The 19594-nt window shown below is 74.1% G+C and carries 18 protein-coding genes; 7 read left to right on the top strand and 11 right to left on the bottom strand.

Annotated features, from left to right (window positions below):
* Nucleotides 1-158: 158 nt before the first annotated feature.
* From AB0947_RS20380 to AB0947_RS20370, 3 genes are all read left to right on the top strand, one after another.
* On the top strand, nucleotides 159-815 hold the full coding sequence (locus tag AB0947_RS20380) for a histidine phosphatase family protein (protein ID WP_366751730.1): 657 nt from the start codon (nucleotides 159-161) through the stop codon (nucleotides 813-815).
* Nucleotides 816-948: 133 nt separating this feature from the next.
* Nucleotides 949-1602, top strand: coding sequence for a response regulator transcription factor (locus tag AB0947_RS20375; protein ID WP_366751729.1), 654 nt, complete (start codon nucleotides 949-951; stop codon nucleotides 1600-1602).
* Entirely contained in the window at nucleotides 1599-2717 is a 1119-nt protein-coding gene (locus tag AB0947_RS20370; protein WP_366751728.1) for a histidine kinase, read from the top strand. Before AB0947_RS20375 ends, AB0947_RS20370 begins: the two co-directional genes overlap by 4 nt.
* 138 nt (nucleotides 2718-2855) lie before the next feature.
* Here the strand turns inward: AB0947_RS20370 and AB0947_RS20365 are convergent, their stop codons facing one another.
* From AB0947_RS20365 to AB0947_RS20350, 4 genes are all read right to left on the bottom strand, one after another.
* The gene (locus AB0947_RS20365; protein ID WP_366751727.1) at nucleotides 2856-4094 is read right to left on the bottom strand and encodes a cytochrome P450; all 1239 of its coding nucleotides are present in this window, start codon (nucleotides 4092-4094) and stop codon (nucleotides 2856-2858) included.
* 34 nt (nucleotides 4095-4128) lie between these two features.
* Nucleotides 4129-5520, bottom strand: a complete 1392-nt coding sequence (locus AB0947_RS20360) for an FAD/NAD(P)-binding oxidoreductase (protein WP_366751726.1) — start codon at nucleotides 5518-5520, stop codon at nucleotides 4129-4131.
* On the bottom strand, nucleotides 5510-5740 hold the full coding sequence (locus tag AB0947_RS20355; protein WP_366751725.1) for a ferredoxin: 231 nt from the start codon (nucleotides 5738-5740) through the stop codon (nucleotides 5510-5512). Before AB0947_RS20355 ends, AB0947_RS20360 begins: the two co-directional genes overlap by 11 nt.
* Nucleotides 5741-5898: 158 nt before the next feature.
* Nucleotides 5899-6576, bottom strand: coding sequence for a hypothetical protein (locus tag AB0947_RS20350; protein WP_366751724.1), 678 nt, complete (start codon nucleotides 6574-6576; stop codon nucleotides 5899-5901).
* Nucleotides 6577-6713: 137 nt separating this feature from the next.
* Here AB0947_RS20350 and AB0947_RS20345 point away from each other — a divergent pair, with 137 nt between their 5' ends.
* Nucleotides 6714-7556, top strand: a complete 843-nt coding sequence (locus AB0947_RS20345) for an SDR family oxidoreductase (RefSeq protein WP_366751723.1) — start codon at nucleotides 6714-6716, stop codon at nucleotides 7554-7556.
* A 32-nt stretch (nucleotides 7557-7588) separates the two neighbouring features.
* Here AB0947_RS20345 and AB0947_RS20340 read toward each other — a convergent pair whose 3' ends face one another.
* Both AB0947_RS20340 and AB0947_RS20335 read right to left on the bottom strand, forming a co-directional pair.
* On the bottom strand, nucleotides 7589-9280 hold the full coding sequence (locus tag AB0947_RS20340; RefSeq protein WP_366751722.1) for a DUF885 domain-containing protein: 1692 nt from the start codon (nucleotides 9278-9280) through the stop codon (nucleotides 7589-7591).
* A gap of 53 nt (nucleotides 9281-9333) precedes the next feature.
* Nucleotides 9334-9819, bottom strand: a complete 486-nt coding sequence (locus AB0947_RS20335) for an Lrp/AsnC family transcriptional regulator (protein WP_030339892.1) — start codon at nucleotides 9817-9819, stop codon at nucleotides 9334-9336.
* Between the two features lie 60 nt (nucleotides 9820-9879).
* On the opposite strand from AB0947_RS20335, the gene AB0947_RS20330 reads away from it, so the two are divergent.
* Nucleotides 9880-11082, top strand: coding sequence for a PLP-dependent transferase (locus AB0947_RS20330; RefSeq protein WP_366751721.1), 1203 nt, complete (start codon nucleotides 9880-9882; stop codon nucleotides 11080-11082).
* A gap of 23 nt (nucleotides 11083-11105) precedes the next feature.
* On the opposite strand, the gene AB0947_RS20325 is transcribed toward AB0947_RS20330, so the two are convergent.
* From AB0947_RS20325 to AB0947_RS20310, 4 genes are all read right to left on the bottom strand, one after another.
* On the bottom strand, nucleotides 11106-12506 hold the full coding sequence (locus AB0947_RS20325; RefSeq protein WP_366751720.1) for a GNAT family N-acetyltransferase: 1401 nt from the start codon (nucleotides 12504-12506) through the stop codon (nucleotides 11106-11108).
* 134 nt (nucleotides 12507-12640) lie between these two features.
* A complete protein-coding gene (locus tag AB0947_RS20320; protein WP_366751719.1) occupies nucleotides 12641-14227 on the bottom strand; it encodes an alkaline phosphatase D family protein in 1587 nt (528 codons plus the stop codon).
* A gap of 117 nt (nucleotides 14228-14344) precedes the next feature.
* Nucleotides 14345-15175 (bottom strand): alpha/beta fold hydrolase, encoded by an 831-nt coding sequence (locus tag AB0947_RS20315; protein WP_366751718.1) that lies wholly within the window; start codon nucleotides 15173-15175, stop codon nucleotides 14345-14347.
* Between the two features lie 181 nt (nucleotides 15176-15356).
* Entirely contained in the window at nucleotides 15357-16010 is a 654-nt protein-coding gene (locus tag AB0947_RS20310; RefSeq protein ID WP_366751717.1) for an NAD(P)-binding domain-containing protein, read from the bottom strand.
* Nucleotides 16011-16130: 120 nt separating this feature from the next.
* On the opposite strand from AB0947_RS20310, the gene AB0947_RS20305 reads away from it, so the two are divergent.
* Nucleotides 16131-17012: an RNA polymerase sigma-70 factor gene (locus AB0947_RS20305; protein WP_366751716.1), complete on the top strand. Its 882-nt coding sequence runs from the start codon at nucleotides 16131-16133 to the stop codon at nucleotides 17010-17012.
* A 269-nt stretch (nucleotides 17013-17281) separates the two neighbouring features.
* Nucleotides 17282-18043 carry a GntR family transcriptional regulator gene (locus tag AB0947_RS20300; RefSeq protein ID WP_366751715.1) on the top strand — a complete coding sequence of 254 codons (762 nt, stop codon included), beginning with the start codon at nucleotides 17282-17284 and terminating at the stop codon, nucleotides 18041-18043.
* Between the two features lie 318 nt (nucleotides 18044-18361).
* Here the strand turns inward: AB0947_RS20300 and AB0947_RS20295 are convergent, their stop codons facing one another.
* Nucleotides 18362-19516: an ROK family transcriptional regulator gene (locus AB0947_RS20295; protein WP_366751714.1), complete on the bottom strand. Its 1155-nt coding sequence runs from the start codon at nucleotides 19514-19516 to the stop codon at nucleotides 18362-18364.
* Between the last annotated feature and the right edge of the window lie 78 nt (nucleotides 19517-19594).

Genomic DNA, 19594 nt, shown 5'->3' with positions numbered 1-19594 from the left:
AAGCAGCGGCGCGACCCGCCGACCGGCGGGGGCGTTCCGGCCACCTGCCGGAGGTTGGAGCAGCGCCTTCCCTGGAACGTTGTGACCAAGGGAAACGGCTCTGCCCCGGCTGGTCCGCCGGCCGCGCGGCCCTCCCGATCGGAGAAGGAGGTCGGACAGTGACGGTGCGACTGACGATGCTCTGCGCGACCACCGCGGAAGACGGCCTCGGCCGGCTCTTCGGGGACGGTGCCGTGAGCGAACGCCGCCGGCGTGAACTGGCAGCCATGACAGCGACCCTTCCACCGTACGCAGTGGCCCTGCGCGGGCCCTCCGCCCGCTGCGCGCAGACCGCCGAGGCCCTCGCCGTCGCGGCCGTGCCCGAGCCCGGCCTGCGCGACCTCGACCACGGCACCTGGAACGGCCGTACCCCCGAGGACATCGCGGCCGTCGACCCGCACGGGCTGTCCGTCTGGCTGACGGATCCCGACGCCGCACCGCACGGCGGCGAGACCGTCCGCGAGCTGTGCCGCCGGACGGCCGCCTGGCTGGAGGCCCTGCCCGCCGGCACCGGACGCGTCCTCGTCATCACCGAGGTGTCCGTCATCAGGGCCGCGCTCGTGCACGCCCTGTCCGTACCCGTCCGCTCCTTCCCTCACCTCCGCATCCCGCCCGGGTCCGCGGTCACGCTGACGCTGAGCGAGGGCCGCTGGAGCACCCGGTTCGACCGGATCGCCGTCCCCCGGCGCCGCAAGGCGCCCGACGGCGTCCCCACCGTCGCGGTGCCGACCACGCCCACCACGCGACACCGCATGTGCCTCACCGGCCGGCCCTGAGCCGGCAGGGGGACGCGCCACCACCTGATCACGGCACCGGAGCCGTCGACGTCTGTCCGTACGGCGCCCAGGGGCGAAGCCGCCCCGGGCGTGGTACGAATCGGACAGTGGTTCCATACAGGCTGGAGCGCACGTGATCCGGGTACTGGTGGTCGACGACGAAGCCCTGATACGCACGGGCTTCCAGCGCATCCTGGCCGCCGCCGACGGCATCGAGGTCGTCGGCGCGGTGTCCGGCGGCCAGGCGCTGCGGACGGTGCGCGAGCAGCGCCCCGACGTGGTCCTGCTGGACATCCGCATGCCGGACGTGGACGGGCTCACCGTCCTGGGCGAGATCCGCCGGCTGCGGGAACCCCCCGTGGTGGCCATACTGACCACGTTCGACATGGACGAGTACGTGGAGACGGCACTGCGCTCGGGCGCCGCCGGATTCCTGCTCAAGGACACCGATCCCGAGGCGCTGCCGCTGGCCGTGCAGACCCTGGCCCGCGGCGGCACGGTGCTGTCGCCCAAGGTCACGCGCACGGTGGTGGACGGCTATCTGAGCGCCGGAGGGCCGGAGCGCCCGCCCAAGGCCCTCGAACGGCTCACCGGCCGGGAGCGCGAGGTGCTGCTCCTCGTCGCCGAGGGCCTGTCGAACGCCGAGATCGCGGCCCGCATGCACCTGGGCACCGGCACGGTCAAGGACCACGTCAGCGCCATCCTCACCAAGCTGGAGGTCAGCGGCAGGGTCCAGGCCGCCCTCTTCGCCCAGCGGGCCGGACTCCTCACGGAGGACACCGGATGATCCGCCGTCCGTCCCCGCTGCGGCGCCCGTCCCCGCTGCTGCTGGACGGCGTGGCGATCGCCATGGCCCTCCTCGACGTGTGGGCCCACTGGGACATCGCCGAGCCGTTGCGGATGGCGTGCGCCCTGGCCGCCGCCGTCGTCCTGCTGCTGCGCCGGCGCCAGCCGCTGCTCACCTTCCTGCTGACCCTCCCGGCCGTCCTGCTGTCCGACTCGGTCGTCGCCTGCCTTGCCGCGCTGTACACCCTCGCCTCCCTCAGCCGCCCCCGGACGCTGTTCCTCCTGTGCGTCCTGGCCTTCGCGTTCTGCGACACGACGGCCCTGCCGTCACCGAACTTCAATCTCACCGAGCTCGGCAAGCTCATCCCGTTCGGCTACAGCGCCGCCACCGCGGCCGCCGCCGTGTTCCTCGGGCAGCTCGTGCGGACCCGGCGCGACCTGTCGCTCAGACTGGCCGAGATCTCCGAGGCGCGCGACCACCAGCAGCTGCTGACGGCCCAGGCCGTCCTGGCCAAGGAGCGCGCCCAGCTGGCGCGGGAGATGCACGACGTCGTGTCGCACCAGGTCAGCCTGATCGCCGTGCGCGCCGGAGCGCTCCAGGTCGGCGCGGAGGACGCGGACACCAAGGAGGCCGCGGCGACGATCCGGCGACTGAGCGTGCAGACGCTGGACGAGCTGCGCCACATGGTCGGCGTCCTGCGCGCCTCCGGCGGCCACCCCACGGAGCTGACCCCGCAGCCGGCGCTCACCGACATCCGGCGGCTGGCCGACAGCTGCGGCATCGAGACCGAGCTGAGGACGGACCTGCCCGAAGGACTCCCGGCCACCGTCCAGCGCGCGGTCTACCGCACGGTCCAGGAGGCGCTGACCAACACCCGCAAACACGCTCCCGGCGCCAAGGCGCGCATCGACCTGCTGCACGCCGACGGCTCGATCCGGGTCCGGGTCACCAACACCGCGCCGACCCAGCCGCCGCTGCCGCTGCCCGGTGCCCACCACGGCCTGATCGGGCTGCGCCAGCGCGCCGAACTCCTCGGCGGCACCATGACCGCGGGCCCGACGCGCGACGGTGGTTACGAGGTCTGCGTGGTGCTGCCGGCGGAAGTCACGGGGTGAGCGGGGGGACGTGCTCGGCGCGGCACGGCGTCGGGCCCTGCTGCGCGCCGAGGGGTCGATCCGGGTCCGGGTCACCAAGTCCGCGCCCCCCCTGTCGCCGCTGCCGCTGCCCGGTGCCCACCTGAGCCGGCGACGTGTTCAGCGCAGCGCGTCGAAGGCGACCTCCAGGTGCCGGGGGCCGCGCAGTACGGCGTTGCGCCGGTACGGCGGCGGGTCCTCGACCAGTCGGGGTCCCTCCAGCCGCCGGGCCAGCTCGGACAGCGCGATCTGGGCTTCCAGCCGTGCCAGCGGGGCGCCGAAGCAGCTGTGGATGCCACTGCCGAAGCCGAGGTGCTGGATGTCACCGCGGTCGGGGTCGAACCGCTCCGGGTCCTTGAACCGCTCCGGGTCCCGGTTGCCCGCGGCGAGCACCAGCCAGATGCGCGAGCCCTTGGGGATCGTGACCCCGCGCACCTCGATGTCGGCGATGCAGGTGCGCTGCGGCACCAGCTGTACGGGCGGCTCGTACCGCAGCAGCTCCTCCACGATGCTGACCGACAGTCCCGGGTCCTCCCGCAGCCGCTGCAGGATCTCCGGGTGGCGCAGCAGGGTGAGCATGCCGTTGGTGATCAGGTTGACCGTCGTCTCGTGACCGGCGATCAGCAGCAGCACCGAGGTGCTGAGCACCTCCATCATCGACAGGGAGCCGTCCGGGCCCCGGCCGGCCACCAGGTCGGACAGCAGGTCGTCCCGCGGCTCCTTGGTGCGCTCCTCGACCAGTCCGGCCAGGTACATGCCGAGCTGCATCCGGGCCTCCCGCGCCGTCCTCTGGGCGTCGGCGTCCTGCTCCGGGCCGGCCGCCGGATCGAGGCCCGCGACCAGCGGGTCGACCCAGGCGCGGAACCGCGGCTCGTCCTCCCGGGGCACCCCGAGCAGCCGGCAGATCACCGTCACGGGGAACGGGTAGGCGAACTGGTCGACCAGGTCCACCTGGCGCGCGTCGCCGAAACCGTCGATCAGCCCGGTGACGGTCTCCCGCATCCCGCCCCGCATGTCCTCGATCCGCCGCGGCCGGTGCGGCGGTCCGAAGGCGCTGTTCGCGATGCGCCGCAACCGGTCGTGCTCGGGCGGGTCCAGACGCAGGAACGACGGCGGCAGTCCTCCCGTCTCCTCGGTCTGGCCCAGCTCGTCACGCCCGGCGGCGGCCAGGTTGGCCGCGTCGGAGCTGATCCGGGGATCGTGGAGGAGGGCTTTGATGTCGTAGTACGAACTGATGAGGTACGGCCCTCCCTCCTCCTCGTGGAGCACCGGCGTCCTGCGGAGCTCCTCGTAGAGGGGGTACGGGTCGGCGCGGTTGGCGTAGTCGGTGATCCGGTGTGCGAGCGATGCGTGCGGCATGGCGGGTCCTCGGGGCGTCGGGGCCGTGGCGGGGTCAGTGGCGGGCGGGGTGGAAGACCAGCTGCTGGTCGGCAGGCGAGTAGCCGCTGAGGGTGACCATGGCGCCGTGCGTCGGCAGGGACGGGTCCGGGAACCCGGCCGGCACCGGCTGCCGGCCCTCGGGACGCCGGTCCACCGTCGGGTACTCCACCGGGAACGGCGCCCCCCGCTCGATCTGCCTCTGGTAGAACTCGAGCCACCGCGTGTTGTCGAAGGTCACGGCGGCCACGATCCGGCCCTGGTGGCCGTAGACGCCGGCGAACCGGCGCTCGGCCAGCGAGCCCTGCGTGATCATGAGCTCGTCGCCCATGGGCGGCACCCCGACCGACTTGATGTTCACGCCGAACATCGACGACCAGAAGGCGGGCATCCACAGGTGCGGCCGCCGGTCGGCACCGTGGCAGATCATGTTGTGCGCGGCGGTCTCCGCCTGGGCGACGGCATTGCCCCAGTGCTCCAGCGACAGGAACTGGTAGCCGAAGAGCGCGTGCGGGGACCGCGCCACGTCGCCCGCCACGAAGACGTCGTCCGTGACGATCCCCCGGAAGTCGAAGGCACGGCAGCCCGCGTCACAGGCGATGCCCCGGGGCCCGGCACCGAGCCCGGACCCGGTCAGCCACTCGGTGTTGCGCAGCGAACCCAGCGACACCACGACCACGTCCGCCTCGACCACGCTCTCGTCGGACAGATGGACGGCCCGCACCCTGCCGACCGCGTCGCCCTCCAGCGCGGTCACCGTGACATGGGTGCGCAGGTCCACGCCGTTCTCGGTCTGCAGGTCCGCCGCGACCGCGCCGACGACCCCGCCGAGCGCGCCCACCAGCGGCGCGCCCGCGCGCTCCGCCACGGTCACCTGGAGATCCATCTCCCGGCACGCCGAGGCGACCTCCGAACCGGCGAACCCGGCGCCGAGCACGAACACCCGGCGCGGCCCCGCCCTCAGCCGCCGGTACAGGTCGGCCGCGTCCTCCCGGGTGCGCAGCACGCAGACCCCGTCGAGCCGGGCCTCCTCCTCCTTCGGCCACGGCCGGGCGCGGACGCCGGTCGCGATCAGCAGCCGGTCGTACCCCACCTCGTCACCGTCGGCGAGCCGGACCCGCTTGGCCGTCAGGTCCAGGCCGGTCGCCGCCACGCCGAGGCGCCACGTGGCGTCGACCTCCCGGCGGTGCGGCAGCTCGGTGTGGTGCGGGGACGCCCTGCCCAGCAGCACGGACTTCGACAGCGGCGGCCGGTCGTACGGCTCGTGGGGCTCGTCACCGATCAGGGTCAGCTCACCGGCGAAACCCTCCGCGCGCAGCGTCTCGGCGGCCCGCAGACCGGCCAGCGAGGCACCCACGATCACGATCCGGCCCTCGCGCCTGAGCCACTCCACGTAGTCAGCGGCCATCGGACGCCCCCCGCGCCTCACCCGTGCGCTCCAGTCCGTCGGCCGTGATCGCCTGCACCGGGCACGCGGCCACGGCACGCGCCACCCGCTCGCGCTGCTCCTCGTCCGCGCGCGGGTCGTAGATCAGCGCCTCCTCGCCGTGCATGGCGAAGACGTCGGGCGCGAGGAACGCGCACTGGGCGTACCCCTGACACTTGTTGAGATCGACGACGATCCTCATCGACGCTCCGCCCTTCCCATGGCCAGGCCCGGACGCACCGCGCGGCGAGCGCGGGCGGCTCCGGACGGCGGTCGTCCCCCGCCCGCCAGCATGCGAGCCCGGGCGGGGTGGCCGCGCGCCGGGCACGCCGATCGAGTGAGCGGCCGGCGGTCCCGGCGTCATCCGGCGACGGCGGGCCGGGGACCCTCACGGCGGCCGGCCATGAGGATGTGCACGCCGAGCAGCAGCGACCAGGCCGGGAAGGCGAGTTCCGCCCACGGCACGTTGGACGACACGAACAGCAGCGTGATCACGGTGAGGAGGCCGAGGAGGGTGAGCCAGCGCGGCAGCACACCCAGCCGGTGGCCGATGACCGACATGGAGGACACGAAGACGGCCGCCATCCGCATCGCGTACTCCGTCATCAGCGTGTACGCGAGGTGGCGGCCGAAGTCCCAGGTGGCCGGCAGCGGTGACAGGCCGGCCGGCCGGGCCAGCACGAGCACGGCACTCGCCGCCGCTGCCGCGCCGAACAGCGTGGCGGTGAAGACCAGTCCGCTGCCGAGGAAGACCGTCGCGAGGAACTTGTCCTCGCCCGCGCCGACGTGCGCGCGGATCACGCCGATGAACCACAGGAAGAAGATGCCGGCGAACGGCACCAGCGCGAGGGCCGCCCGCAACGCCCGGCGCTGCGCGGAGTCCGCGAAGCCGGGCGCGGTCACCGCGTCGGCCCCTTCCGGGATCCCCAGCCTGACCAGGACGATCGCCGCCGCCAGGAGCAGCGCGAAACCGACCCCGGCCAGCCCCGCGGAGCGCGGTGTCCGCAGCACCCGCTGCCCCGGCCCGATCTCCTGCATGCCCGGCCCGCCTTCCGCGTCGGCCCCCGGCACCAGCTAGCCGTCCGGGTGCCGCCGGCGCCACCCGGGACGCGGCCGTACGGCCGAGCGGAAAACCACTCGCGCCGTGCGCGCCGCCCTCCCTAGGGTCGGCGTCCGTGACCACGCCCCCGCAGCCGGCCCCCGCCGGACTCCGCCGCGACCCCCTGCCCCTGCGCGGCCGTACCGCACTCGTCACCGGCGCGAGCCGGCGGGCCGGGATCGGGCACGCGGTGGCCCGGCGGCTGGCCGCCCACGGCGCCAGTGTGTACCTGCACCACCACGTGCCGCACGACGCCGCGATGCCCTGGGGCGCGGACGACCCCGACGCCGTCGCCGCCTCCGTGCGCGAGGCGCTCGGCGACCCCGGGGCGAGGGTCGTGCGGGGTCCCGGCGACCTGGCGGACCGGACGGAACCGGCCCGGCTGGTCGACACCGTGATCGAGGAGTTCGGCCGCCTCGACATCCTCGTCGCCAACCACGCCCTCAGCGGCTCCGACGGCACCCTGGACGACATCGACGCCGCGATGCTCGACGCCCACTGGGCCGTGGACACCCGCTCCGTGCTGCTGCTCGTCCAGGCGTACGCCCGTTCGCGCGCCGCCCTGCCGCCGGGCACGCCCGGGGGACGCGTGGTGCTGATGACGTCCGGACAGGACCTCGGCGGCGGCATGCCGGGCGAGATCGCCTACGCCCTCCAGAAGGGCGCCCTCGCCTCCGTCACCCGCTCCCTGTCCACGACGCTCGCGGCACGGGGGATCACGGTGAACGCCGTGAACCCCGGCCCGGTCGACACCGGGTACGCCACCGGCGAGGTCCACGCGGCCGTGGCCGCGCGGTTCCCCGCCGGACGCTGGGGCGCACCCGACGACCCGGCCCGCCTCATCGCCTGGCTGGCCACGGACGAGGCGGACTGGATCACGGGGCAGGTCATCACCTCGGAAGGCGGCTTCCGGCACTGACGCGAGCGGTCACGGCCGGACGGCCCGGGCCGTCACAGCTGAGACAGTTCGTCCACCAGGTCGTCCAGGCCGAGGGAGCCCTGCGACAGTGCCGCCATGTGCCAGGCCTTCAGGTCGAACGCGTCGCCGTGCCGCTCGCGCGCCTTCTCCCGGCCCAGCAGCCACGCCCGCTCCCCGAGCTTGTAGCCGATCGCCTGGCCCGGGATCGTCAGGTACCGGGTCAGCTCGCTCTCCACGAAGTCCGCCGGACGGCTGCTGTGCGCGCCGAAGAACTCCTCGGCCAGCTCCGGCGTCCACCGCTCCCCGGGGTGGAACGGCGAGTCCGCCGGGATCCGGAGCTCCAGGTGCATGCCGATGTCCACGATCACCCGGGCCGCCCGCATCATCTGCGCGTCCAGGTAGCCGAGCCGCTCCTCCGGGCCCGTCAGGTACCCGAGCTCGTCCATGAGCCGCTCCGCGTACAGCGCCCAGCCCTCCACGTTGGCGCTGACCCCGCCGACCGTCGCCTGGTAGCGGGAGAGGTTCTCGGCCACGTGCGCCCACTGCGCGAGCTGGAGGTGGTGGCCGGGCACGCCCTCGTGGTACCAGGTCGAGACCAGGTCGTAGACCGGGAAGCGGGTCTGGCCCATCGTGGGCAGCCAGGTGCGGCCGGGGCGAGAGAAGTCCTCGGACGGGGCCGTGTAGTACGGCGCCGCCGCACCGCCGGGCGGGGCGATGCGCGACTCCACCTTCCGCACCCGCTCGGCCAGTTCGAAGTGGGTGCCGTCCAGCTCCTCGATCGCCCTGTCCATCAGGCCCTGGAGCCACTCCCGGACCTCGTCCACGCCCTCGATGTGCCGGCCGTGCTCGTCCAGGTGCGCGAGCGCCACCCAGGGCGTCCGCGCACCGGGCAGGATCTTCTCCGCCTCCGCCTTCATCTCGCCGAGGATGCGGTGGAACTCCGCCCAGCCGTAGGCGTACGCCTCGTCCAGGTCCAGGTCCGTGCCGTTGAAGTAGCGGGCCATGCGCGCGTACCGCTCCCGGCCGACCACGTTCGGGGCGCCCTCGATCGCCGGCGCGTACACGTCCCGCAGCCAGTCCCGCAGCTCCGCCAGGGCGCCGGTCGCCGCACGCGCGGCCTCGTCCAGCTCCGCGCGCAGCGCCTGCGGACCCGCGGCGGCGAAGTCCTCGTACCAGCCGCGGCCCGTGCCGTCCGTGTCCGTCCACTCGGTGAGCTGGCCGATGTGGGTGGCGGTCGGCCGGGGAGCGGCGAACAGCTTGCGCTCCAGGCCCAGTTCGAGCGATGCGCGGTAGCCCGCGAGCGCGCCGGGCACCGCGCGCAGGCGCTCCGCTATCGCCGCCCAGTCCTCCTCCGTGTCCGCCGGGGTGACCGTGAAGATGTCCCGCACCGAGTGGCCCGGCGTGCTCATGTTGCCGATCGCCCGCAGGTGTTCGTCCGCCTCGTGCACGGCGATCTCGGCGGTCAGCCGCTCCCGCAGCAGCCGCGCGCAGCGCCGCTCGGCGTCTCTGTCCGCGCCGGGCCGCCGCTCGGCCTCGTCCAGCTTCGCCAGGGTGGTCCGTGCCAGCTCGGCCAGGGCCTCCCGGCCGGCCGGCGAGTAGTCGGGCAGCCTGCTCGAACTCTCCTTCACACCGAGGTACGTACCGGTGACCGGGTCGAGGGAGACGAGGTCGTCCACATAGGCGTCGGCGACCTGACGGGGCAGCGGGCTCTGGGTATCAGACATGCGGTCCATCCTCGTACGAGGACGATCGCCGCGTCATCCGGGTTCGCCCGGATTCAGCTCTGGGCGTGGCCGGGCGGCAGCAGCGGCCCGCACTCCCACTGCTGGAAGATCAGCCGCGTCTCCACCCGGGCCACCTCGCGCCGCGCCGTGAACTCGTCGAGCACCAGCCGCTGGAGATCGGCCATGTCGGCGACGGCCACGTGCACCAGGTAGTCGTCGGGCCCCGTCAGGTGGAACACCGACCGCGCTTCCGGCAGCGCCCGGATCCGCTCCACGAACGGTCCCACCAGCTCCCGCCGGTGCGGCCGCACCTGCACCGACAGCAGTGCCTGGAGGCCGCGCCCGAGCTTCGCCGGGTCGAGCCGCAGCCGGTGCCCGAGGATCACACCCGAGCGGCGCAGCCGGGTCACCCGGTCCAGGCAGGTCGACGGCGCCACGCCCACCTGCGCGGCGAGGTCCCGGTAGGTGGTCCGGGCGTCGTTCTGCAACAGCCGCAGCAGATGCAGATCGACCGGATCCAGTACGACAGATTCGGCCATCGGCCGAACGTAGCACGGCGTCCGGCTCTCAGGAACCGTTCCCTGTTCACCCTTCCGGTCATGGACACATCGAGCACGAGTGCCTACGACGACGTACGCACCGCATCGAGAGCGCTGGCCACCGAGGCCGTGCACGCCGGCCGCGACGACCTCGCCCGCCAGGGCCTGCACGCCCCGCCGATCGACCTGTCCACCACCTACCCCTCCTACGACAGCCGTGCCGAGGCCGCCCGCATCGACGCCTTCGCCGCCGACGGCGCCGACCCGGTCGGACCGCCCGTCTACGGCCGCCTCGGCAACCCGACCGTCACCCGCTTCGAGACCGCCCTCGCGCGGCTGGAGGGCACCGGGTCCGCCGTCGCCTTCGCCAGCGGCATGGCCGCGCTCAGCGCGGTCCTGCTCGCGCGGTCCGCCACGGGCCTGCGCCACGTCGTCGCGGTACGGCCCCTGTACGGCTGCAGCGACCACCTGCTCACCGCCGGGCTGCTCGGCACGGAGGTCACCTGGACCGACCCGGCCGGCATCGAGGACGCGCTGCGCCCGGACACCGGTCTGGTGATGGTCGAGTCCCCGGCCAATCCGACCCTCGCCGAACTCGACCTGCGGGCCATCGCGCACGCGTGCGGTTCGGTGCCGCTGCTCGCCGACAACACCTTCGCCACGCCCGTGCTGCAACGCCCGGCCGAGCAGGGAGCCCGGCTGGTGCTGCACAGCGCCACCAAGTACCTGGGCGGCCACGGCGACGTGCTGGCCGGGGTGGTCGCCTGCGACGAGGAGTTCGCGGGCCGGCTACGGCAGATACGGTTCGCCACCGGGGGAGTCCTGCATCCGCTCGCGGGCTACCTGCTGCTGCGGGGGCTGTCCACGCTCCCGGTGCGGGTGCGGGCCGCCTCCGCGAACGCCGCCGAACTGGCCCGCCGGCTCGCCGCCGACCCGCGCGTGGCCCGGGTCCGCTATCCACGGCTCGGCGGCGCGATGATCGCCTTCGAGGTGCACGGCGACCCGCACGAGGTCATCTCCCGGGTCCGGCTCGTCACCCCCGCGGTCAGCCTGGGCAGCGTCGACACGCTCATCCAGCACCCCGCCTCCATCAGCCACCGCATCGTGGACGCCGACGACCGCCGCGGGGCCGGGGTCAGCGACCGGCTCCTGCGGTTGTCGGTGGGCCTGGAGGACGTCGACGACCTGTGGTCCGACCTGGACCAGGCCCTGGGCGCCCCCACCGCACACCGGGTGACGCCGCTGCGGGAGGCGGTGCGCTGAAGCCGGCTCCCTGACGGGGGCCGTCAGCCGAGGCGGGGCGGCTGGGGGCCGGGCGCGGTGCCGACGGGAGTGGGGTCCAGGCGGGCCGTGATGACCAGGGTGCCCTCCTCGACCTGGTAGTCCAGCGGCAGGCCCAGGCCGCGCATCGCGGCGACCATGCCGGTGTTGGACGCCTTCGTCACGGCGTACACGCTCTCGCAGCCGGCCTCCGCCGCCATCGCCACCAGCCGGCCGAGCAGCTCGCCGCCGACGCCGCGCTGCTGCCAGGCGTCCTCGACCAGCAGCGCGACCTCGGTCTCGTCGCCGTCCCACAGCAGATGCCCGAGGCCGACGATCCGGCCGGACGCGGTCTGCGCGGCCAGCGTCCGGCCGAAGCGGGGGCTGAGCAGGTGGTTCAGATAGCGGTCCGCGTCGCCGACGGGGCCGTGGTAGCGCAGGCCGAGGGTGTGCGGCGAGCACCGGTCGTGCATCGCCCGGGCCGCCGCCAGGTCCCCGGTGTCGACCCGGCGCACGGTGATGTGGTCGCCCTCGGGCAGGGTCAGCACATCGTGACCGCGCGGGATCCGAGGCCCGAGCCGGGTGTCCAGCTCCACGAGCGCCCGGGCGCGCGCGAACTCGGTCGGGGTGAACGGCAGATGCGGCCGCTCCACGGTGAGCACCCCGCCCTCGGGCGCCGGCAGCCGCATCACGGTGTCCTCCAGGACCCCTCCGGCCGGCACCGGCTCGGGGCCCCGGCCGCCCCCGGCCGGTGCGCCGGGCAGCGTCCGGATCGTGCAGCGGCCCAGCAACTGACGCAGCGCGAGCGGCAGTTCGGCGGAGTCCAGGGCGGTGCGGGCGGCCAGCCCGAGCACCCGGGTGGGCGCGTCGACCAGATCATGGGCGTCGGCCCGCTCGATCCACGTGGCCGTGCCGCCGGCCAGGGCGACCGCCCGGGTGATCCCGGCCGCCGCGAGCGCGCCCGGCGCCCGCAGCAGGAACTCGTCCACGGTGCCGTCGGCCAGCGGGTGCGTCTGCAGGCTGAGGATGTCCACCCGCCACTCGGCGAGCGCCGTGCACAGGGCGGCCAGGGAGCCCGGCTCGTCCTTCACCGTCGTCCGCATCCGCCACAGCACGCCCGCGACCTCGTCGGCGGCGGGCTGCTCGGAAGGCCCGGCCGGCCGCGTTCCAGCGGCCGGCCGGGCACCGGTATCGCTCACCGGCGGGGCGTGTCCGTGGCGGCGTGACCACCACACGTGGAAGCCCGCCGTCGAGGCCAGCACGATGGCCGAGATCATCAGCAGGGCCGGGCCGTCGGGCCCGTGCCCGATCAGGTTGGCCACCGCGTCCGCGACGGCCACGGCGGTGAACAGCGCGGCGAGTTCGACGACGTCCCGCCGCCAGTGGTGCACGGGCCGCCCGTGCCTCGCCCGGGTCACATCAGGCATGTCTGGAGTCATGCAGCCACTGTGAAGGAAGGGTGTTGCGCGATCACGAACTGATTGTGACCTATGGGTAAAGCATGCTTCCGTCCTCTTTGCCGGATTTCGGCCACTGGCGGCGGCCCCGCCGATGCCGCCGGTTACTGACCGACCCGGCCCGGCTGGAGCGTCTGGGTGAACAGGACGGTGCCGTCCTGCTCCCGCAGCCGCACCGTCAGCTCGCCGCTGTCCCCGTCGATGTCGACCTCGCCGAAGAACTGGTAGCCGCCCGCGGGCGAGACGTTCGACGCGGTCGGCGCCTTCACGAACACCCGCTCCGGACCGAACGTGCCGTCCAGCGCGCTGGCCGGGAACGCCCCGGCGTTCAGCGGTCCCGAGACGAACTCCCAGAACGGCTCGAAGTCGGTGAACGCGGCCCGGGACGGCTGGTAGTGCTGGGCGGAGGTGTGGTGCACGTCCGCCGTCAGCCACAGCGTCCCGGTGATCCGCCGGTGCTTGATGAACCGCAGCAGCTCGGCGATCTGCAGCTCACGCCCGAGCGGGGCGCCCGGGTCGCCCTGGGCCACCGCCTCGAAGTTCGGCCTGTTCTCCACCGGGTCGGGGACGACGAGGCCGAGCGGCATGTCGGCGGCGATCACCTTCCACACCGCGCGTGACCGGGCCAGCTCCCGCTTGAGCCACTCCAGCTGCTCCCGGCCGAGGATGCCCTGCGGGTCCACGGTCTGGTCGTCGGGGGAGTTGGCGTTGCGGTAGGTCCGCATGTCGAGCACGAACACGTCCAGCAGCGGGCCCTGGCGCAGCACGCGGTGGACACGGCCCTCCTTCGCGCCGGGACGCAGCGTGGACAGGGGGAAGTACTCGCTGAACGCCCGCCGGGCGCGCGCGGCCAGGACGTCGATGCTCTTCTCGGTGTAGCGGGTGTCGGAGGAGGCGATGACCTCGCCCGGGTACCAGTTGTTGCGCACCTCGTGGTCGTCCCACTGGATGATCGAGGGCACCTGGGCGTTGAAGCGGCGCAGGTTGGCGTCGAGCAGGTTGTAGCGGAAGTTGCCCCGGTACTCGGCGAGGGTCTCGGCGACCTTGGACTTCTCCTCGGTGGTGATGTTGCGCCAGGTGCTGCCGTCGGGCAGCGCCTGGGTGGCGGTGATGGGGCCGTCGGCGTAGATGTTGTCGCCGCTGCACAGGAAGAAGTCCGGGTCCAGCTTCGCCATCGCGTCGTAGATGCGGTAGCCGCCGAGGTCGGGGTTGATGCCCCAGCCCTGGCCGGCCAGGTCGCCCGACCACAGGAAGCGCACGCCGTCCCGGCGGCGCCGGGAGACTGTGCGGAAGGTGCCGGTCACGGGCTCGCCGGTGCGGCGCGGGTCGTCCGGGTCGGCGAGCAGCACCCGGTAGTGGATCTGCTCCCCGGAGGGCAGGCCGTGCAGCCGGGTGGTGCCGGTGAAGTCCGTGCCGGCGCCCAGCAGCGGGCCGTGCCACCGGCGCGGGCTGCGGAACGACTCGGTGGCCGAGGTCTCCACGATCATCCGGGCGGGGCGGTCCGAACGCACCCACACCAGACCGGAGTCGGCGGTCACGTCACCGGTCTGCACGCCCCAGCCCGCCGCGGGCCGTCCGGAGCGGGCGAAGGCCGGGGCGGCGCCGAGGCCCACGGGCAGGGTCAGGGCCGCGGACGCGGCGAGGGAGCCGCGCAGAACGCTGCGGCGACCGGGGAGCGGATGGTGGGACATGGCTGCGCCTCCAGGGACGGGATCCGGCCAGTGTGCAGAGCCACACCTACTGGTGCGCCGCGGCGCGCACACGAACCGGAAGTGAACTCCAGCCGGCCGGAGGGAGGTCAGCCGTGCTCAGCGGCTGCCGTCCAGGATGACCCGCGCGACCAGCGCCGGGTCGTCGTTCATCGGGCAGTGGCCGCAGCCGGGCAGCCGCACCAGCCGGGCGTGCGGGATGAGCTGCTTGGCGCGGACGCCCTGGCGGCGCACGAGGATCCGGTCCCGGGTGCCCCAGGCCACGGTGACCGGCAGGCCCGACAGGTCGTCGGTGAACCGGACGGCGGCACCGGCGCGCAGGGTCTCCTCGAAGCCGGTGGCGCCGACGAGCGCGAGTGTCTCGGCGACCACCGCCTCCGGCGAACGGCGCGCGGGGCGGGCGTAGATGGTGCTGGTCAGCGCGGTACGGCCGGCCGCCGTGCGGGACAGCTGCTCCACCAGCGGGAGCGGGAGCCGCTGGGCGATGCCCCGCATCGCGAGCAGCACCGTGAAGGCGTACCGCCGCTCGGCCTCCGACCAGAACCCGGCGGGGGAGAGGGCGGTGACGGACCGTACGAGCTTCTCCCGGCCGAGTTCCAGCGCGAGCAGGCCGCCCAGCGAGTTGCCGGCGACGTGCGGACGCTCCAGCTCCAGCGCCTCGAACAGGGCGCCGAGCACGGAGTTGGTGGTGGGCAGGTCGTAGGCCAGGCCGTCCGGGAGTCCCGGGGACGCGCCGAAGCCCGGCAGGTCGACGGCGACCACCTCCCGCTCGGTGGCCAGGATGTCCACGACCGGGTCCCAGGCCTGCCGGTGATGGCCGATCCCGTGCAGCAGGACCAGGGGTTCGCCGCGGCCCACGCGCGCGTAGGAGACGCTCACATCGCGCGTGCCGTGCGGAGTGGGGACCTTGAAGGAGACGGTGGCGGACATGGGGGTGCTCCTCGGCTGGGCTGCTGACAGACGCCGTAGACAGCTTGTCAGCAATTACTACCGACCGGTAGCCCCCAGGCTCGTACGCGTCGCACGGCCCTGTCGTACGGCCTTCGCCCTACGGCCTTCGCCCTACGGCCTTCGCCCTACGGCCTCGTCGTACGGCCCTGTCGTGCGGTCCTCAACGCGTCCGGCGGACCTCGACGTTGAAGTCGGCGCTGCCGAAACGGCCGAAGAGCGCGAGCCACAGCGGCAGGTACATCTCCACCGCGCGTGCCGAGCGGATGCCGCCCAGGTCCAGCACCCGCCCGGCCGGCCAGCCGAACTCCCCGAGCAGCGCCGTCACCTGCTGTTTGGCGTCGGAGTCCGCCCCGCACACGAACACGTGGTGGTCGCCCGGGACCCGCCGCGGGTCCACCATCACCTGGCAGTTGACCGTGTTCAGCGTCTTGACCACGCGCGCGTGCGGGAACGCCCGCTGGATCCGCTCGGCCACGCTGTCCGACTCCACCGGGTCCAGCCGTGGCTGACCGTCCTCGAACGCCAGCGGATTCGAGACGTCCACCAGCACCTTGCCCTCCAGGTGCTCCGCACCCGCCGCCCGCAGCGCGTCCAGCGCCACCCGGCCGCCCACCGCGTTGACGACCACCTCGCCCGCCGCGGCGGCGTCCGCGAACGTCCCCGCGTGCGCCCGGCCGGCCTCGGCCGTCGCCCACTGCGCCGCCACCGGGTTGTCCCGGGAGCGGGACCCGAGGGTCACCTCGTGCCCCAGCTCCAGCAGCCGGCCGGCCAGCGTGCGGCCCACCTCGCCCGTGCCCAGCACCCCGTACCGCATCGCCCACCTCACGGTCACCGGCCGCCGCCCGCCGGCGCCCGCGGTCATTGTGATCCGGACCGCTCCTGGAGCCGGGCATTCCGGGTGGACAGGGCACGACGTGTCGGCTGGGATGAACCCGTGACCGCCGACCTCGCGACCGATGTGTTCGAAGAGCACCGGCCCCTGCTCACGGGGGTCGCGTACCGCATGCTCGGCCGGGTCGCCGACGCCGAGGACGTGGTTCAGGAGGCGTGGCTGCGCTGGTACCAGGCCGACCGCGCGACGGTCCGCGAACCGCGCGCCTACCTGGTGCGCGTCACCACCCGGCTGGCCATCGACCGGCTGCGCCAGGTGCGGTCGCGCGGCGAGGCGTACGTCGGGCCGTGGCTGCCGGAGCCGTACCTCACCGAGTTCGCCGGCACGGCACCGGACACCGCGGACCGCGCGGTGCTCGCCGACACGGTCTCCCTGGCCGTCCTGGTCGTCCTGGAGTCGCTGTCCCCGCTGGAACGGGCCGTGTTCGTGCTCCGGGAGGCGTTCGGCTACCCGTACGCCGAGATCGCCGAGCTGCTCGACCGCGCCGAGCCGGCGGTACGGCAGCTCGCCGGGCGCGCCCGTCGGCACGTGGCGGAACGGCGCCCCCGGTACGAGGTCGACCCCGTCCGGCGCCGGGACCTGACCGAACGTTTCCTCGCCGCCGCCTCCGAGGGCGACCTGGCGGGGCTGATGTCCCTGCTCGCCCCGGACGTCCGGCTGGTCGGCGACAGCGGCGGCAAGGCCAAGGCGCCGGTGCGCGTCCTGCACACCGCCGACAAGGTCGGCCGCTTCCTCGTCGGCGCCGCGCGCTCGGCCCCCGCGGACATCTCCTACCGCCTCCTGGAGGCCAACGGCGGTCCGGCCCTCCTCCTCCTGACCGGCGACAAGCCCGACAGCCTCCTCCAGGTGGACGTCGCCGACGGCCGCATCACCGCCGTCTACGTCGTCCGCAACCCCGACAAGCTGCGGCACCTCACCGGCTGAGCCACCGCCCGCCGCGCGCCCGAGCCCCCGTCGTCCGTCCGGCGGGGGCTCCGTCGTGCGACGGAAGCTTTGCCGCGATGTCACACGCACCGCCGCACGCGAACGCCGCGTGAACGCTGCGCGTGCGGGCCACCCGACTGTTCACGCGGGGACCGAGGATTGGTCTTGACCAAGGGTGACGGCCGCCCTATCGTCGCAGAGAAGTGCAACAACCTTTAATAAACAAGGGCGCTAAAAACCGCCGGACCACGGCTCTTGCGGAGGACAGGGTGGGGACCACGCAGCTGGAATCGGTACCGGAACCGAAGTACTGGCATCTGAAGACCGTGCTCACCGAGGCACTGGACTCCGAGTTCTCGGTCGGCGAGATCCTGCCCAACGAGCGTGATCTCGCGGCCCGCTTCGGCGTGGCCCGCGCCACGCTCCGCCAGGCACTCGAACAGCTTGAGCTGGAGGGCCGGCTCCAGCGCCGCCGCGGGGTCGGCACGACCGTCGCGCCCCCGCGCGTGGGCGTGGCCGTCGGCACCGAGCAGCACACCTGGCCCGGCGCCGCCGGAGACGCCTGGCAGCCCGTCGACAGCGTCCAGGCGTCACCGCCCGCCGCCGTCGCCGCGGCCCTGGAGACCGGCGCGGACGAGCCCGTCCACACCGTGCGCCGCTCCCGCATGTCCCACGGCCAGCAGGTCGCCACCGAACTGCTCTACATTCCGGCGGCCTCCGTGCCCGGCCTGACCGCGATCGACGCCCCGTCCGGCGCGGCACGCGCGCGTGCGGTGCTGCGCGAGCTCCAGCACCTGCCGCTGGAGGGGGAGGACCGCGCCGTCGAGCTCGGCTCCGCGCGCGCGGACGACGCCAAGGAACTCGACCGGCTCCCCGGCTCACCCGTCCTCGTCGTCACCACCCGCTTCTTCGTCCAGGGCCGTACCGCGGCGCTCTCGGTCGCGACCTACCGCGCCGACACCTGCCGGCTGACCTTCGGTGAGTCGGCCGGGGTGGAAATACACCACGACCCGGAGAAGCGAGCGTCCTGACGCCGGGCGGGCGTCCGGCCCGAGGGCGGAGGCCGCGGTGAGATGCGGCCCCGCGGCGTACCTGACAGGACCGCGACCGCTGGAGCGGCAGGACCGCGGTATCCGGCAGGGCTGCCACACGACCGCTGTACGCGGCACGACCGCCTCACGCGGCAGGGCCGCTGTACTCGGCACGAGGGCCGCGCCCGGACGACCGCCGCACTTGGCACGAGGGCCGCACCCGGTACGACAGCCACACTCGGCACGAGCGCCACACTCGGTACGACCGCCGCGCGGCACCCGCCGTACCGGGCAAGCGCGCCCCACCGGACGCTCCGCTCACCGGCGTGCGGTCACCGTGCCGTCGACCGCGAACAGCTGCTCCTCCACATGGTCAAGAGCCAGGCGCAGCGCCCCCGTGGCCACGGCCGCCTCGCCCAGCATGGAGAGCGCGACCCGGGGCGGCCGCAGGCAGTAACGGGCCAACTCGCACCGCAGCGGCTCCAGGACCCCGTCCAGACCGGCCGCCCACCCCCCGATCACGACCAGCTCCGGATCGAGCGCCAGCACCAGCGCGGCCACGTCGTGCACCAGCCGCTGGATGAACCGCTCCACGGCCGCCCGCGCCCGCTGGTCGCCCTTGCGCGCCAGCGCGAACACCTCGGCGACCGCCTGCTCGTCCAGCGGGTGCAGCGGCTCGTCGGTGGTGGACAGCAGCGCCTCCGGCTTCGCCTCCCGGCCCAGCAGGTGCAGCGCGCCGATCTCCCCGGCCGCCCCGCCGTAGCCCCGGTGCAGCCGCCCGCCGATCAGCGAACCGGCCCCCGGGCTCAGCCCCGCCAGCACGAACACCACGTCGTCCGTCTCGCTCGCCGCGCCCTTCCAGTGCTCGGCGACCGCCGCCGCGTTGGCGTCGTTCTCCACCAGCACCGGACACCGGAAGGAACGGCTCAGCCGCTCGCCGAGCTTCAGGCCCGTCCACTGCGGCAGGGCCGTGCTCAGCCGGACCGTGCCGCCCGCCTCCACGATGCCCGGCGTGCCCACGCCCACCGCGCGCAGCGAGCTGCGCGCGACACCGGCCCGGCGCAGCAGCTCCGCGACCGCGCCGCGCAGCCGGTCCAGTCGCTCGTCCGCCGGGGCCGTCTCGTCGACCTCCTTGGCCTGGGCGCCCAGCACCCGCCCGTCCAGGTCGGACAGGAGCGCGGCGACCCGGTGCGGACCGATCTCCAGGCCCAGCAGGTGTCCCGCCTCGGCCCGGAACCGGAACCGCCGGGCGGGCCGGCCCTGTCGCCGCGCGCCGTCCTCGGCCGCCGCCTCCACGACGAGGCCGCCCTCGATGAGGCCCTCCACGACGCCCTCCACGGTCGGCCGGGACAGTCCGGTGACGCGGGTGATCTCGGTGAGCGTCGCGCAGTCCGTGGCGCGCAGCGCGTGCAGCACCACCGCGGAATTGATCCTTCGCAGCAGCGAGGGATCGCCACCGGTCAGCTGCCCCACCGTCCGTCCTCCCAGCTCGCGGGCGTGTTGGGCGGATCGTACTCGGCCCGGTCCGCCCCGGCGAGTGCCCGGTCCCGC

It is taken from the genome of Streptomyces sp. NPDC047841 (assembly GCF_040704085.1).
Lineage (GTDB): Bacteria > Actinomycetota > Actinomycetes > Streptomycetales > Streptomycetaceae > Streptomyces > Streptomyces argyrophylli.
This window is presented reverse-complemented; position numbering and strand designations above follow the sequence as displayed.